The sequence below is a fragment of the Flavobacterium weaverense genome (genome assembly GCF_003688495.1).
GTDB classification, from domain to species: Bacteria; Bacteroidota; Bacteroidia; order Flavobacteriales; family Flavobacteriaceae; genus Flavobacterium; species Flavobacterium weaverense.
Map to the genome: position 1 here is coordinate 268732 of NZ_REFH01000009.1, position 15688 is coordinate 284419.

Annotated in this window: 13 protein-coding genes; 12 read left to right on the forward strand and 1 reads right to left on the reverse strand. The window is 33.3% G+C overall.

All coding sequences use genetic code 11. The features are described from left to right. Positions 1-108 precede the first annotated feature (108 nt). Entirely contained in the window at positions 109-1383 is a 1275-nt protein-coding gene (gene glyA, locus BC961_RS07935) for a serine hydroxymethyltransferase (protein ID WP_121925321.1), read from the reverse strand. Between the two features lie 108 nt (positions 1384-1491). On the opposite strand from glyA, the gene fahA reads away from it, so the two are divergent. From fahA to argH, 12 genes are all read left to right on the forward strand, one after another. After that, complete coding sequence (gene fahA / locus BC961_RS07940; protein ID WP_121925322.1) at positions 1492-2775, forward strand: fumarylacetoacetase; 1284 nt, start codon at positions 1492-1494, stop codon at positions 2773-2775. 133 nt (positions 2776-2908) lie between these two features. After that, the gene (locus tag BC961_RS07945; protein WP_121925323.1) at positions 2909-4093 is read left to right on the forward strand and encodes a hypothetical protein; all 1185 of its coding nucleotides are present in this window, start codon (positions 2909-2911) and stop codon (positions 4091-4093) included. Between the two features lie 473 nt (positions 4094-4566). Beyond that, the gene (locus tag BC961_RS07950; RefSeq protein WP_121925324.1) at positions 4567-5184 is read left to right on the forward strand and encodes a GNAT family N-acetyltransferase; all 618 of its coding nucleotides are present in this window, start codon (positions 4567-4569) and stop codon (positions 5182-5184) included. Positions 5185-5318: 134 nt separating this feature from the next. Then, positions 5319-6512: an argininosuccinate synthase gene (locus BC961_RS07955; protein WP_121925325.1), complete on the forward strand. Its 1194-nt coding sequence runs from the start codon at positions 5319-5321 to the stop codon at positions 6510-6512. After that, positions 6505-7482 carry an N-acetyl-gamma-glutamyl-phosphate reductase gene (argC, locus tag BC961_RS07960; protein ID WP_121925326.1) on the forward strand — a complete coding sequence of 326 codons (978 nt, stop codon included), beginning with the start codon at positions 6505-6507 and terminating at the stop codon, positions 7480-7482. The genes BC961_RS07955 and argC overlap by 8 nt, the downstream gene beginning before the upstream one ends. Before the next feature lie 97 nt (positions 7483-7579). Continuing rightward, on the forward strand, positions 7580-8716 hold the full coding sequence (locus tag BC961_RS07965; protein WP_121925327.1) for an aspartate aminotransferase family protein: 1137 nt from the start codon (positions 7580-7582) through the stop codon (positions 8714-8716). 288 nt (positions 8717-9004) lie between these two features. Beyond that, a complete protein-coding gene (locus BC961_RS07970) occupies positions 9005-10201 on the forward strand; it encodes a glutamate-5-semialdehyde dehydrogenase (RefSeq protein ID WP_121925685.1) in 1197 nt (398 codons plus the stop codon). Positions 10202-10332: 131 nt separating this feature from the next. Beyond that, positions 10333-11094 carry a glutamate 5-kinase gene (gene proB / locus BC961_RS07975; protein ID WP_121925328.1) on the forward strand — a complete coding sequence of 254 codons (762 nt, stop codon included), beginning with the start codon at positions 10333-10335 and terminating at the stop codon, positions 11092-11094. An 8-nt stretch (positions 11095-11102) separates the two neighbouring features. After that, entirely contained in the window at positions 11103-12092 is a 990-nt protein-coding gene (locus tag BC961_RS07980; RefSeq protein WP_121925329.1) for an N-acetylornithine carbamoyltransferase, read from the forward strand. 83 nt (positions 12093-12175) lie between these two features. Next, positions 12176-12970 carry an acetylglutamate kinase gene (gene argB / locus BC961_RS07985; protein ID WP_121925686.1) on the forward strand — a complete coding sequence of 265 codons (795 nt, stop codon included), beginning with the start codon at positions 12176-12178 and terminating at the stop codon, positions 12968-12970. A 123-nt stretch (positions 12971-13093) separates the two neighbouring features. Beyond that, on the forward strand, positions 13094-14164 hold the full coding sequence (locus tag BC961_RS07990) for a M20 family metallo-hydrolase (protein ID WP_121925330.1): 1071 nt from the start codon (positions 13094-13096) through the stop codon (positions 14162-14164). A gap of 191 nt (positions 14165-14355) precedes the next feature. Continuing rightward, on the forward strand, positions 14356-15636 hold the full coding sequence (gene argH, locus BC961_RS07995) for an argininosuccinate lyase (RefSeq protein WP_121925331.1): 1281 nt from the start codon (positions 14356-14358) through the stop codon (positions 15634-15636). Positions 15637-15688 lie beyond the last annotated feature (52 nt).

Below are 15688 nucleotides of genomic sequence, written 5' to 3' on the forward strand. Positions count from 1 at the left end.
TAATCTTAAATTTATAAATAATAAAGTCGAAAATCAAATGCAAGAAAGAACAGCATAGTGTCTTTTTCAAGCTTTTGACTTTCGACTTTAAAAATTATTAACTATTTCTTAGTATACGAAAATAGCTCTTTCACTCATCATTTCGTTTACTTCAGTAGCAACCGCTTCAATAACGTCTTCGTTAGTATGATCAACTAAAACTCTATCGATTAAATCAACTATAGTTTCCATATCTGATTCTACAAGACCACGAGTGGTAATTGCTGCAGTACCAACACGAATTCCTGAAGTGACAAATGGAGATTTGTCATCAAATGGAACCATGTTCTTATTTACTGTAATTTCTGCTTTTACAAGAGCATTTTCAGCATCTTTTCCAGAAATGTTTTTATTTCTTAAATCGATCAACATCATGTGATTGTCAGTTCCTCCAGAAATAATTTCGTATCCTCTTTTTACAAAAGCATCTGCCATAGCATTTGCGTTCTTTTGCAATTGTAGAGCATAAGTAAAGAATTCATCTTTTAATGCTTCGCCAAAAGCAACAGCTTTAGCAGCGATAATATGCATTAATGGACCACCTTGATTTCCAGGGAAAACAGCTAAATCTAATAACGAAGACATCATTCTTATATCTCCTTTTGGAGTAGTTAAACCAAATGGATTTGGAAAATCTTTCCCCATCATAATTAAACCACCACGAGGTCCACGTAAAGTTTTGTGAGTTGTAGTTGTAACAATATGACAATGAGGTAATGGATCGTTCATCAAACCTTTGGCGATAAGCCCAGCAGGATGAGAAATATCAGCTAATAAAATAGCACCTACACTATCAGCAATTACTCTAAAACGCTCAAAATCCATATCGCGAGAATAAGCCGAAGCTCCTGCAATAATCAATTTAGGTTGTTCTCTCGTTGCTATTTCTTGAATTTTATCATAATTCAATAATCCAGTTTCCTTATCAACACCATAAAAAGATGGAGTGTATAAGCGTCCTGAAAAATTTACTGGAGAACCGTGAGTCAAGTGACCACCGTGAGATAAGTCAAAACCTAAAATTTTGTCTCCTGGTTTAATACATGCATGGTAAACTGCAGTATTAGCTTGAGATCCAGAGTGTGGTTGCACGTTTGCATATTCAGCACCAAATAACTCTTTGGCTCTGTCAATAGCAATTTGCTCCACAACATCAACTACTTCACAACCTCCGTAGTATCTTTTGCCAGGATACCCTTCAGCATATTTGTTAGTTAAAACTGAACCAGCAGCTTCCATTACTTCGTCACTTACGAAGTTTTCTGAAGCAATAAGCTCTAATCCGTGAATTTGTCTTTCTTGTTCTTCTAGAATAAGGTCAAAAATTTGTTCGTCGCGTTGCATTTTTTTGATTTTCGTTAATTTGATGCAAAAATACGAAAAAACGTTTGGTTAATAGTTAGATTATAATATATTTGATGAGTAATTTTTTAACAAAATAATTAACAGAGTATGCCGATAACAGCTAACGATACAAATAGAAAATCATGGCTTGAAGTGCCTTTAAACAGTGATTTTCCCATACAAAACATACCTTTTGGAGTTTTTCTTACAAAAGAAAATGTTGTGACGGTAGGGACCCGAATAGGCGATTTTGCAATTGACCTAGGTGCTTTACAACAATTGAATTATTTTGAAGGTATCGAACTAACAGACGATATGTTCATGCAAGATACTTTGAATGATTTCATCTCAGACGGGCAAAAAACATGGCGCTTAGTTCGAAACAGAATTGCAGAACTTTTTGACGTAGAAAACTCAAAGTTACAAGACAACGAGAAAGATAAAGAAATTATAATTTTCAACATGGAAGATGTTGAAATGCAATTGCCAGTACTTATTGGTGATTATACTGATTTTTACTCAAGTAAAGAACACGCTACTAATGTAGGTACAATGTTTCGTGATCCAGACAACGCACTTTTACCAAACTGGCTTCACATTCCTGTGGGCTATCACGGTAGAAGCTCAACAATTGTTCCATCTGGAATTCCGGTTCACAGACCAATGGGGCAAACGTTACCAAATGGCGAAACAAGTCCCGTTTTTGGACCTTCCCGTTTAGTGGATTTCGAATTAGAAACTGCCTTTATTACTACGGATGTAAATATAATGGGTGAAAATATTTTAGTAACCGAAGCCGAAGAGTATATTTTTGGTATGGTTTTACTAAATGACTGGAGCGCAAGAGACATTCAAAAATGGGAATATGTACCATTAGGTCCATTCTTAGCGAAGAGTTTTGCGTCGTCAATATCACCGTGGATTGTTACTATGGACGCTTTAGAGCCTTTTAAAACTAAAGGTCCTAAACAAGAGCCTACTCCACTTCCCTATTTACAGCAAAAAGGAAAACACTCATTTGACATTCATTTAGAAGTTGCAATCAAACCCGAAAAGGCGGAACCAACAGTGATTTCTCGTTCTAATTTCAAATATATGTATTGGACAATGAGTCAGCAATTAGCGCATCATACCTCTAATGGTTGTCGTGTTAATTCTGGTGATATGATGGGTTCAGGAACTATTTCAGGTCCTACTCCAGAAAGTTTTGGTTCGATGCTAGAACTAACTTGGGGAGGAAAAAATCCACTAAAATTAAATGACGGAACAGAGCGCAAATTCATAAATGATAATGATACCGTTATTATGAAAGGATATTCTCAAAACGAAAATGTTCGTATTGGTTTTGGTGAAGTTTCAAGCAAATTATTACCAACATTCGTTCGAAAATAAAAAATACGATTATACTTATAAAACCTAACAATTATTCTATTTTTGTTAGGTTTTTTTTTGGCATTATTTTTGGTTTTTAGAATAATAATGAACAACTAAAAAACCAAATTTAATTACGTAAATAGTACAGCTTATGAAAAAAATTACACTCTTATTATCATTTTTTATTGTCTTTTCGGCATGTGGTGTGAAGCAAACACAGAATTTATTAAGCTCAGGCAATTACGATCAAGCAATTGATAATGCAATTTCCAGTTTAAGAACTAATAAAGACAAAAAAGGAAAACAAGATTATATTTACTTGTTAGAAGAGGCTTTCGCCAAAGCAAAAGAACGAGATTTAAATATGATTAGTCTACTGGCTAAAGATGCTAATCCTACGCAGTTGGAAAAAATGTACAATGCCTATTTACAATTAAACGAACGTCAAGAAAAAATCAAGCCGATACTTCCATTACGATTATTGAAAGAAGGTAGAAATGCAATATTTCCTTTCGAAAATTATAATGACCAAATAATAGATAGTAAAAATGCTTTGTCAGCTTACTTATTCGCTAATGCGAAGAAATTAATGGCTAGCGGTGAAAAAATGAACTTTAGAAACGCTTATGATGATTTAGAATATTTAAATAAAATAAATCCAAATTATAAAAATGTAAAGCAACTTCTAGAAGAATCATTATTTAAAGGATGTGATTATGTACTAGTTTACACTAAAAATGAAACTAATATGATTATTCCAGTCCGTCTGCAAAATGATTTATTGGATTTTAGCACGCTGGGATTAAACGATAAATGGACGATATATCACAGTAATAAGCTGAAAAACATTAATTATGATTACGGTTTGATGATTAATTTTAGAAATATTTATATCTCAGCAGAGCAAATAAAAGAGAGAGAATTTTCAAAGGAGCGCATTATTAAAGACGGATCTAAGAAACTAATTGATGCTAATGGAAAAGAAGTTTTAGATGTTAATGGAAAAGTTGTAATGGTGGACAATCTTCGAACAGTAAATGCGAGTATTTATGAATTCAAACAATTTAAATCATGCCAAATCACAGCTAAAATTGATTATGTAAATTATAGAAGCAATCAGTTATTAAAAACATTTCCAATAACTAGTGAATATGTCTTTGAGAATATTTATGCCACTTACAAAGGAGATAGACGAGCATCTGATGATAATTATTACTCTTATTTTGATAGAAAAGCAGTAGTTTTTCCTAGTACAGAGCAAATGATTTACGATACTGGCGAGGATTTAAAATCAAAAATTAAAAGTATTATCACGCAAAATAGATTTAGAAATTAGTGGTTAAACACCATAAATAGTAATAAAGCTCCTTAATTGTAAAACATCAAGGAGCTTTTTTTGTTTAGAGGTATTGAACAATGTGACAAAATTATGTTACAAAAATCAATTTTGTTATTGCTTTTAAAAAAAAAGTGTACTTTTGTCCCGATGAATAACAACAATTTAAATATAACTCCTATCTCACGGACAAACGGACCTACGGCTTCACCCGAAGTACGGACACTATAACTATAGTATCCAATAGTAATCTGTAATATTTTTATTCATTTTTCATTTTCTCGTTTTGAATTCAACCCTATTTTGTTTTGGATCATTATATCCAAAAACTAATCTTACGATATTTTTATTTTGCTTCAATTATATTTATTGCTTTACAATAAATGTTGTTTTAACTGGATTTTGTTGTTTGGTAAATTCATTTCAGAATCAATTTAATTTTACATTCTCTAACTCAAAATTCATCTCTTGAAATGAACATATCTATCAGTGTAACTCAGGAAGAACATTATAAATACTCGCAAGAAATATGCGATACCATTGAATTATCTGCTTTATTAAGAGGAACAGGAATTGCTAAAAGAACTCCTGAATATATTCAGAAAAAAATGGAAACCAACGATGCTGTTATTGCATTAATCGACGGAAAATTTGCAGGATTTTGTTATATCGAATGTTGGCAACATGGCAAATTTGTAGCTCATTCTGGTTTAATAGTACATCCAGATTTTAGAAATTTAGGATTGGCAAAAAAAATTAAGTCGTTTGTATTTGATTATTCCCTTAAAAAATATCCAAATGCTAAAGTGTTTGGAATTACTACTGGTTTAGCGGTAATGAAAATTAATTCTGAATTAGGTTATAAACCTGTTCCTTTTTCTGAATTAACAACTGATCCAAGTTTTTGGAAGGGATGCCAAACCTGCACTAATTACGACATTTTAAAAAGTAAGGATAACAAAATGTGTTTGTGCACCGGAATGCTCTATGATCCAAAAGAAAAACCTAAAGATCCACCTAAGCATGCTTTCAACGTCCGGATTTGGAATCGCTTGAAAAAAATAAAACAAGCTTTGTTTTTAGAAGATTAATAATACTTGTCACAATACTCGTCAATAAAAAGAGAGTTGAAAGAGAAAAAAATAATTAATAATACTCTGCCTACAATTAATCCTCTTAATCAGAGATTTTTAAAAATGACGAAGGCAGAGAAAAAAATAAAATAATGAAAAAAGTTGTATTAGCTTATAGTGGAGGATTAGATACGTCTTATTGCCTAAAATATTTAAAGAATGAAAAAGGATATGAAGTTCACACCGTTCTTATAAATACTGGAGGATTTGATGATGAGGAACTAACCGCTATTGAAGAAAGAGCATACGAATTAGGAAGTGCACAACATACAAATTTGACTATTATAGATAAATACTACGATAAAGCTATTAAGTACTTAATTTATGGGAACGTGTTAAAAAATAATACTTATCCATTATCAGTAAGTGCTGAACGTGTTTTCCAAGCAATGGAAGCTATTAAATATGCAAAATCTGTAGGTGCTAGCGCTATAGCTCATGGAAGTACTGGCGCAGGAAATGACCAAATCCGTTTTGATTTAATTTTCCAAACCATTGCTCCCGAAATTGAGATCATCACTCCTATTCGCGACTTGAAATTATCTAGACAAGAAGAAGTAGATTATTTATCAAAAAATGGAGTTCATTATTCTTGGGAAAAAGCACAATACTCTATAAACAAAGGACTTTGGGGGACTAGCGTTGGAGGAAAAGAGACTCTAACATCTGGACAAGCACTTCCTAACGAAGCGTATCCTTCGCAGTTGCAAAAAGAAGGTGAAGAAAAAGTAACATTAGAATTTAAAAAAGGGGAAATAATTGCTGTAAATGGTAAAAAAGACAAACCTTCCAATAACATTGTTACTCTAGAAAAACTAGCAAATTCTTACGCAATTGGTAGAGATATTCACGTAGGTGACACCATTATAGGAATTAAAGGAAGAGTTGGATTTGAAGCCGCTGCTCCTTTAATTATTATCAAAGCGCATCATTTACTGGAAAAACATACTTTAGGTAAATGGCAACAATACTGGAAAGAACAACTAGGAAACTGGTACGGAATGTTATTTCACGAAGGTCAATTTCTTGATCCAGTTATGAGAAATATTGAAACTTTCCTTGAGGATACTCAAAAGACAGTAAATGGAACAGTAACAGTAACTCTAAAACCATATCATTTTTCACTTGACGGAATTGAATCTGAAAATGACTTAATGAATACTAGTTTTGGTCAATATGGGGAGATGAATAATGCTTGGACATCTGACGATGCTAAGGGATTTATCAAAATTCTTGGAAATGCTCAAAATATATTTTCATCAGTAAACGATCTAAATTATGATTAATGTTGGAATAATAGGTGGCTCAGGTTACACTGCGGGCGAACTCATCAGAATATTGATGTTTCATCCAAATGCTATTCTTGATTTTGTTTACAGTACTACAAATGCTGGAAAACCACTTTCGGTAGCGCATCATGATTTGTTGGGCGACATCGAAATGAATTTTACTGATACCGTAAATCCAAACGTAAATGTGTTATTCTTGTGTTTGGGTCATGGAAAATCGAAATCATTTTTAGAGCAAAACCAATTTGCAAGTCATACTAAAATCATTGATTTAGGAAATGATTTCCGTTTAACTAAAGACAAAGAATTCGAAGGAAAATCTTTCGTTTATGGACTTCCGGAATTGAACAAAACAGCTATTAAAAACGCCCAGTTTATTGCAAATCCAGGCTGTTTTGCAACCGCTATTCAATTAGCGTTATTGCCTTTGTCGAAAGCCAAGTTATTGAAAGACGATATCCATATTAATGCTACAACCGGAAGTACTGGAGCTGGAGTTTCGCCTTCTGAAACGACACATTTTAGTTGGAGATCTAATAATATGTCGCATTACAAAGCTTTTGATCACCAACATTTAGGCGAAATAAACCAAAGTGTCAATCAACTGCAAGCAAATTATACAGACGAACTAATTTTCGTTCCTAATAGAGGAGATTTTGCCAGAGGAATTTTTGCCACTTTATACACTACAATCGAAGAAAGTCTAGAAGAAATCCTAGCAAAATATGAAGCTTTTTATAAAGACCAACCTTTTGTAACTGTTACTACAACTGGCATCAACATGAAGCAAGTAGTACAAACAAATAAATGTATTATTAGCTTGATGAAAAAAGGCAATCGCTTACTCATTACTTCAATTATTGATAATTTAGTAAAAGGAGCCTCGGGACAAGCGATACAGAACATGAATTTAATGTTTGGTTTAGACGAAAGCACAGGATTGCATTTAAAGCCATCAGGTTTTTAATTTTTAATTTTTAATTTTTTAATGATAAATTTTAAATTCTAAATTTAAAAAAGCGATTCATTTAAAATTCATAATTCAACATTTAAAATAATTTATAATGAACTTATTTGACGTTTACCCATTATACGATATTACTCCTGTAAAAGCGCTAGATTGTGCTATTACGGACGAAAAAGGAATTGAATATTTAGATTTATATGGTGGTCATGGCGTAATTTCTATTGGTCATACACATCCACATTATGTTGCTAAACTGAAAGATCAATTGGATAATATTGGTTTTTATTCTAATGCGATTCAGAATCCTTTGCAGGTAGAATTAGCACATAAATTGGGTAAACTATCAGGTTTAGAGGATTATACATTATTCCTTTGTAGTTCTGGGGCTGAAGCCAATGAAAACGCTTTGAAACTAGCTTCATTTCACAATAATAAATCGCGTGTGATTGCTTTTACTAATGCATTTCACGGACGAACTTCAGCAGCAGTTGCAGTTACCGATAACAAAAAAATCGTCGCACCCATAAATGCGCAACAAGTGGTTAGCTTTTTACCATTGAATAATATAGCTCTGGTAGAAGCGGAATTAAAAAAAGGTGATGTTTCTTCTGTAATTATCGAAGGAATTCAAGGTGTTGGTGGTTTAGACCAAGGAACAACGGAATTTTTTCAAGCATTGAAAAAAATATGTATGGCTTACGATGTAGTTTTGATTTTGGATGAAGTGCAATCTGGATATGGAAGAAGTGGAAAGTTTTTCGCACACCAACATCATAACATCAAAGCAGATATTATTTGCTTAGCGAAAGGAATGGGAAATGGATTTCCTATTGGTGGCATTTTAATTGCTCCAAAATTCAAAGCGAGTTATGGCCTTTTAGGAACTACTTTTGGTGGAAACCATTTAGCTTGTGCTGCTGGAATAGCAGTTTTGGATGTGATCGAAAGCGAGAAATTAATGGATAACGTAAATGAAATTTACGCCTACTTTTTAGAAGCAATCAAACAAATTCCTGAGGTAATTCAAGTAAAAGGAAGAGGATTAATGTTAGGTGTCGAATTTGATTTTGACGTAAGTGCACTTCGTAAAAAAATGATTGTAGACAAACATATTTTTACAGGAAACGCCAACAATAAAAACTTATTAAGAATTCTTCCGCCATTGACAATCAACAAAGAAGCACTAGACACTTTTATTAAAGCTTTAAAAGAAAGTGTAGCTGAATTAAAGTAAATCAGAAATTTGCTGCGTAAAGTCTTTGACTTTGAAGCAGTGATAAAAGATATATAATCGAATATAAAAATAAGTTTAAAGCAGTCAAACACATTCTAAAAGTCTGGGACTTTCAGAAGTGAAAAAATTTTTTTTTGCGTGAGGGATAGCAGCGAAAATCCTTTTTTAGTGATTGTAGCTTCAGCGGAAATTAATATAAAAGATTGCAGTGAATAGCCCGACCCGAAGTTGCGAGGAGGAAAGACAATGCAAAATGAGGGTCACGCCCAAATAGATAACATAAAAACTATGAACCATTTACTACCAATTAAAAAACGAGATTCGGTTTTAAGCAGAATGGCGGAACTTCTAGAAGAAGAAAGAACCAATATCAAAACCATCAATCAACAGGATATCAAGAATTATTCTGGTGATGACTTGGCGATGGAAAAACGCCTGTTAGTTGATGATGCTAAAATTGATGGAATGATTTTATCGCTTCAGCAATTATCGAGTCAAAATGATCCTATTGGTGTCGAACGTTTTAATTTTGATCATGCTAATGGTCTGAAAATCATCAATAAAACGGCTGCTTTTGGAACAATAATGATAATTTATGAATCTAGACCAGACGTTACAGTTGAAGCAGGTGGAATTGCTTTTAAATCAGGTAATAAAATTTTATTAAAAGGCGGAAAAGAATCGTTACAATCTAATTTAAAAATTGTAGAGCTGTGGCACCAAGCTTTAAAAGAGAATACTATTTCAATAGAATGGGTAGAATATTTGAATTATAATCGCGAAGAAACGCAGACGTTTTTAGAAAAACCTACACAGAAAGTAGATTTAATCGTCCCTCGTGGTGGTGAGCAATTAATTGCATTTGTAAAAAAACACGCCAAATGTCCCGTAATAATAAGTGGGCGTGGAAATAATTTTGTCTATGTTAATGCTGAGGCTGATTTAAACCAAGCACTTTCAATTATTATTAACGGAAAAACCTCAAACATATCAGTTTGCAACGCTTTAGATAAAGTATTAATTGATACTAATTTACCTAATTGGGAAGTCTTTGCAAAACAAATAATAGCTGAATTACAACACAAAAATGTAATCGTTTTGGGCGATCAAAGTATTTCTAAAATAGCCGATGTTCCTCAAATTGAATCCGATTTGATTTGGCACGAAGAGTTTTTAGATTATAAAATTGTAATTGGAACCACAAATTCTGATCAAGAAGCGATTGATAAAATTAACAAATATTGTGGCGGACATTCGGCCTCAATTATAACTAAAAACGATGCTGTTGCTCAAAATTTTATGGATAATGTCGATACTGCAGCAGTTTATCAAAACGCCTCTACCCGATTTACAGATGGAGGACAGTTTGGTCTTGGAGGCGAATTAGCAATTAGTACTGATAAATTACACCAGCGGGGACCAATTGGATTACAACATTTGGTTACTAATAAATGGTATGTTTACGGAGATGGGCAGATACGATAGTAATCAGTGAACAGTTATTAGTGTTCAGTTTTAAACATTCTCAAACACTAAATAAGAATTTAAAAAAGCTTTGTGACCTTTCCGTTATTAAAGGATAAATTAAACTTTGTGCCCTTTGTGGTTATACAACTATGGCTAAGAAAAGAATATTATTAAAGTTAGGGAGTAACACTTTAACTAAGGAAACCAATCATATTTCGAGAGGAAAGATTGAAGATATCGGGGTACAAATAGCTGAATTGCAAGAAGATTACGAATTCATAATTGTGAGTTCTGGAGCAATTGCAGCGGCCAAGCAATTTGTAAAACTTGAAAATCAAGATAAAGATGTTTTTGTAAAACAGGCATTAGCATCGATAGGGCAACCTCATTTAATGCGGATTTATCATGAAAGCTTTAGCGATTTAGGATTGTTGATCTCGCAGTGTTTGCTTTCTTATTCTGATTTTGAAAAAGAGCAATCTAAAGTTAATATAGTGAACACGATTAACGTATTAGTTAAAAATAATTACATACCAATTATTAACGAAAACGATACTGTGGCTACTGACGAAATTCGGTTTGGTGATAATGATAAATTAGCGGCATTAACAGCAGTTCTATTAAAAGCTGATATTTTAATCATAGCAACCAATACGAACGGGATTTACAAGAAATCATCAATCAACGATGCTATTCCAGAAACAATTTCGCTTGTAACTGATTTACAATTGATGGAAAGAGAAATAGGAGATTCTAAATCGTCTCACGGAACTGGCGGAATGCAATCAAAAATTGAAGCGACTGCTATCGCAAAAGCAGCTAATATTGAAACTTGGATTATTAACGGATTGGAAGACAACTTCATTTTGAAGGCATTGAAAAACGAAATTCCTTTTACAAAAATCATATAAATACTAAAATGAACTACATCTCAATACAAAATATAGATTCGCTTGAAAAGTGGGTCAAACAAGCATTAAAAATTAAGAAAAAACCTTTAAAAAACAAAAAACTAGGTAAGAACAAAACCTTAGGAATGTTGTTTTTTAATTCTAGTTTAAGAACGCGCTTGAGCACTCAAAAAGCAGCATTAAATTTAGGAATGAACGTAATGGTTATGAATTTTACAACGGAAGGTTGGACACTTGAATTTGAAGATGGCGCAGTTATGAACTCGGGCTCATCTGAACATATTAAAGAAGCTGCCGCAGTTGTGTCTCAATATTGCGATATCATTGCAATTAGAGCTTTTGCAGGGTTAATTGACAAAGAAAAAGACAATGCAGAAATAGTTCTAAGTGGTTTTTTAAAACACGCTACAGTTCCTATTGTCAATATGGAAAGTGCAACAGGACATCCATTACAGTCACTTGCTGACGCTATTACCATGGCAGAACACAAAACTAAACACAAACCTAAAGTAGTTCTTTCATGGGCTCCGCATCCAAAAGCATTGCCACAAGCTGTCGCTAATTCTTTCGTTGAAATGATGCAGTTACAAGATGCTGAATTTGTAATAACTCATCCTGAAGGATACGAACTCAACTCTGAAATCACAAAAGATTCTAAGATTGAATATGACCAAAATAAAGCTTTTGAAAATGCTGATTTTATCTACACCAAAAACTGGAGTAACTACAACGAATATGGTAAAATTACAAATACAGACTCGAATTGGACTGTAACTGCTGAAAAAATGAAACTGACTAATAATGCTAAATTCATGCATTGTTTGCCAGTGAGACGCAATGTAATTGTAACTGACGAGGTTTTAGATAGCGAAAATTCAATTGTTATCGAACAAGCGAATAATAGAACATATGCAGCACAGGTAGTCTTACAAAAAATATTAAAATCCTCCCCAACCCCTCCGAAGGAGGGGCTTTTTAAAAGTAAATCAGCAAAGTAAGAAATTGTAATATGACTATACAATCACAAACCTCCAATATTCAAGACTCAACTCCCTCTCCTGTTTTTGCGAGGAACGAAGCAATGGAGAGTCCCGAAACTTCGGTAGGGGTGAGAATAATTAAAATTGGCGGCAACATTATCGACAACCCACAAGAATTAGCACAATTCTTAGCTGACTTTTCTAAAATTGAAGGTTACAAAGTGCTTGTACATGGCGGTGGAAAATCAGCAACTAAAATGGCAGAAAGTATTGGTTTGACTCCACAAATGATTGATGGTAGACGAATAACGGATGCGCCAATGCTCGATGTTGCTGTGATGATTTATGCAGGACAAATCAATAAAAATATTGTTGCTCAATTACAAGCTAATCATTGTAATGCAATTGGATTTTCTGGCGCTGATGGTAATTTGATTCAATCTGAAAAAAGAAACCATCCAACAATCGATTACGGTTTTGTGGGTGATGTCAAATATGTGAATGGTGAATTATTAAGTAGTTTGCTTTCTAATGGAATAATTCCTGTTTTTTGTGCGATAACACATGATGGAAAAGGTCAATTATTAAACACAAATGCCGATACGATTGCGAGTGAATTAGCCATTGCTTTATCAAAGACATTCGAAGTTACTTTAAATTATTGTTTTGAAAAACCTGGAGTTTTACAAGATTCAAATGACGATTCTTCAGTTGTTGAAGTGATGAATAAAGAATTATATTCGAAATTAAAAAATGATAAAGCAATACATTCAGGGATGATTCCAAAACTTGATAACTGTTTCAACAGCTTAGCCAAAGGAGTTCAGAAAATAAAAATTGGTCATCACAAAATGTTGCAAAACGATGATTCTGTTTGTACCAAAATAGAGTTATAAATTATTCAACACAAATTTCACAATCGAGCGAAAGCAAACTGACTAAGTAAATTAGCAAAAATTATATTTTTACAATAAGATAAAACTTCGTGACTTTGTGCCTTAGTGGCTAAACCATAAAATATGAAAAGTATAGAGATCCTAACGCAAGAATCTATTGCATTATTAAAATCGCTAATTGAAACACCTTCCTTTTCAAGTGAAGAAGATCAAACGGCCATTTTAATCGAAAATTGGTTCACACAAAATGATATTCCTTTCGAAAGAGAAAATAATAATGTTTGGGCTTTCAATAAGCATTTTGATAAAAATAAACCTACGCTCTTACTAAATTCGCATCATGATACGGTAAAACCAAATCAAGGTTATACTAACGATCCTTTTAATGCATTTATTGAGAATGGAAAATTATTTGGCCTAGGAAGCAATGATGCTGGCGGTTGTTTGGTTTCTTTATTAGCTACTTTTGTCCATTTCTATCCTGCTGAAATTCTACCTTATAATATTGTTATAGTAGCTTCCGCGGAAGAAGAAAGTAGCGGAAAAAAGGGCTTAAATAGTGTTTTAAAACATTTACCTGAACTCGACTGTGCCATTGTTGGAGAACCAACATTGATGCAATTAGCTGTGGCCGAAAAAGGATTACTAGTTCTAGATGTTATTGTAAAAGGAACTGCAAGTCATGCAGCTCACAATAATCTAGACAATCCTATCTACAATGCAATTCCCGTAATTGAATGGTTCAACAGCTTTAAATTCGAGAGAATATCTGATGTTTTAGGTCCAGTTAAAATGACCGTAACCGCTATTAATGCTGGAAAACAACACAATGTAGTACCATCACAATGCGATTTAGTGATCGATATAAGAGTTAATGATTGCTATAATAATTCCGAAATTTTAGAAACAGTAAGAAAGGATGTAAACGCTGAAGTAAATCCACGTTCAATGCACTTAAACGCTTCTTCAATTCCAGTGAATCATGGATTAGTTAAAGCAGGAATAGCTTTGGGAAGAACAACCTATGGCTCTCCCACCCTTTCAGATCAGTCTGTTTTAAGTTGCAAATCTTTAAAATTAGGACCTGGTGAAACGCTGCGTTCACATTCCGCTGACGAATTTATCTATATTAGCGAAATTGAGGAAGGTATTCAATTGTATATTAAAATATTGGAGGATTTCTTTAGGAGCTAATCCCGCAATCCGCTGTATCTTTCCTTGCCTAAAGACGGCAAGCAAAGGATGCCGCTACTGTCGGGGCTAGGAAATATAGGAAATTAAGAGAATTCCAACTACTTTAGAAATTCGAGCAATTCAAAAAATAAAAACTTCGCGAATCTCTGAGTAATCTCCGAGTATCTTTGCGGAACAATAAAAATAAAACTATGAAACTTTGGGAAAAAGGAATACCAACAGATAAACAAATCGAGCAATTCACTGTTGGAAATGATAGAGAACTAGATTTAGTTCTAGCAAAATACGATGCTTTAGGATCTATAGCACATGCTAAAATGTTAGGACAAATTGGTCTTTTAACAGAATCAGAAACACTTTCTTTAGTTTTAGCTTTAGAAGATATTATAATAGATGTTGAGAATGGTAATTTCGAAATAGAAGATAGTTTTGAAGACGTACATTCTAAAATCGAATATTTATTGACGACAAAACTTGGTGATGCTGGAAAAAAAATTCACACAGCTCGTTCCCGTAACGACCAAGTTTTAGTTGATGTGAATTTATATCTAAAAGACGTTGTAAAAGACTTTAAAAGTCAAGTAAAGACACTTTTTGATTTACTGATGCAATCAGCTGAGAAACATCAGAATGTTTTATTACCGGGATATACGCATTTACAAATTGCAATGCCATCATCTTTTGGAATGTGGTTTTCCGCTTATGCCGAAACTTTGATTGATGATATAACGATGTTAAACGCAGCATTGAAAATCGTGGACCAAAATCCATTAGGTTCCGCTGCGGGATATGGAAGCTCCTTTCCTATCGATAGAACTTTTACAACTAAAGAATTAGATTTTGAAACCTTAAAATACAATTCAGTTGCGGCTCAAATGAGTCGAGGAAAGTCAGAAAAAACAGTTGCATTTGCAATGAGTAGCGTGGCAGCAACTTTGGCCAAATTCTCTATGGATGTGTGTTTGTACATGAGTCAGAATTTTGATTTTATCAGCCTACCAGCTCATCTTACAACGGGTTCGAGCATAATGCCTCACAAGAAAAACCCAGATGTTTTTGAATTAATTCGTGGAAAATGCAATAAAATTCAAGCTTTGCCATACGAAATCACTTTAATAACTAATAATCTTCCAAGTGGCTATCACAGAGATTTACAACTATTGAAAGAAGGTTTATTTCCAGCTATTCAAAACCTAAAAGCTTGTTTGGATATTGCTATATTTTCGATAAAAGACATTACTGTTAAAGAAGGCATTTTAAACGATAAAAAATACGATTATTTGTTTACAGTGGATTCTTTAAATGAGATGGTTGTTGCTGGAATGCCTTTTAGAGATGCTTATAAAGCTGTTGCAGAACAATTGGAAAATGGTACATTTCAATCACCAAAAGAAACTAAGCACACTCATGAAGGTAGTATTAATAATTTGTGTTTGAATGAAATTAAAGAAAAAATGAAAAGTGCTTACTAGTAGAATCTAAATACATTAGAGCGCATTGAGATTCTTAATGCGCTTTTTTAAT

Bases quoted from the DNA above. Each gene is read 5' to 3' on its own strand.
- glyA (WP_121925321.1), bottom strand. From the start codon at position 1,383: ATGCAACGCGACGAACAAATTTTTGACCTTATTCTAGAAGAACAAGAA.
- fahA (WP_121925322.1), top strand. From the start codon at position 1,492: ATGCCGATAACAGCTAACGATACAAATAGAAAATCATGGCTTGAAGTG.
- BC961_RS07945 (WP_121925323.1), top strand. From the start codon at position 2,909: ATGAAAAAAATTACACTCTTATTATCATTTTTTATTGTCTTTTCGGCA.
- BC961_RS07950 (WP_121925324.1), top strand. From the start codon at position 4,567: ATGAACATATCTATCAGTGTAACTCAGGAAGAACATTATAAATACTCG.
- BC961_RS07955 (WP_121925325.1), top strand. From the start codon at position 5,319: ATGAAAAAAGTTGTATTAGCTTATAGTGGAGGATTAGATACGTCTTAT.
- argC (WP_121925326.1), top strand. From the start codon at position 6,505: ATGATTAATGTTGGAATAATAGGTGGCTCAGGTTACACTGCGGGCGAA.
- BC961_RS07965 (WP_121925327.1), top strand. From the start codon at position 7,580: ATGAACTTATTTGACGTTTACCCATTATACGATATTACTCCTGTAAAA.
- BC961_RS07970 (WP_121925685.1), top strand. From the start codon at position 9,005: ATGAACCATTTACTACCAATTAAAAAACGAGATTCGGTTTTAAGCAGA.
- proB (WP_121925328.1), top strand. From the start codon at position 10,333: ATGGCTAAGAAAAGAATATTATTAAAGTTAGGGAGTAACACTTTAACT.
- BC961_RS07980 (WP_121925329.1), top strand. From the start codon at position 11,103: ATGAACTACATCTCAATACAAAATATAGATTCGCTTGAAAAGTGGGTC.
- argB (WP_121925686.1), top strand. From the start codon at position 12,176: ATGGAGAGTCCCGAAACTTCGGTAGGGGTGAGAATAATTAAAATTGGC.
- BC961_RS07990 (WP_121925330.1), top strand. From the start codon at position 13,094: ATGAAAAGTATAGAGATCCTAACGCAAGAATCTATTGCATTATTAAAA.
- argH (WP_121925331.1), top strand. From the start codon at position 14,356: ATGAAACTTTGGGAAAAAGGAATACCAACAGATAAACAAATCGAGCAA.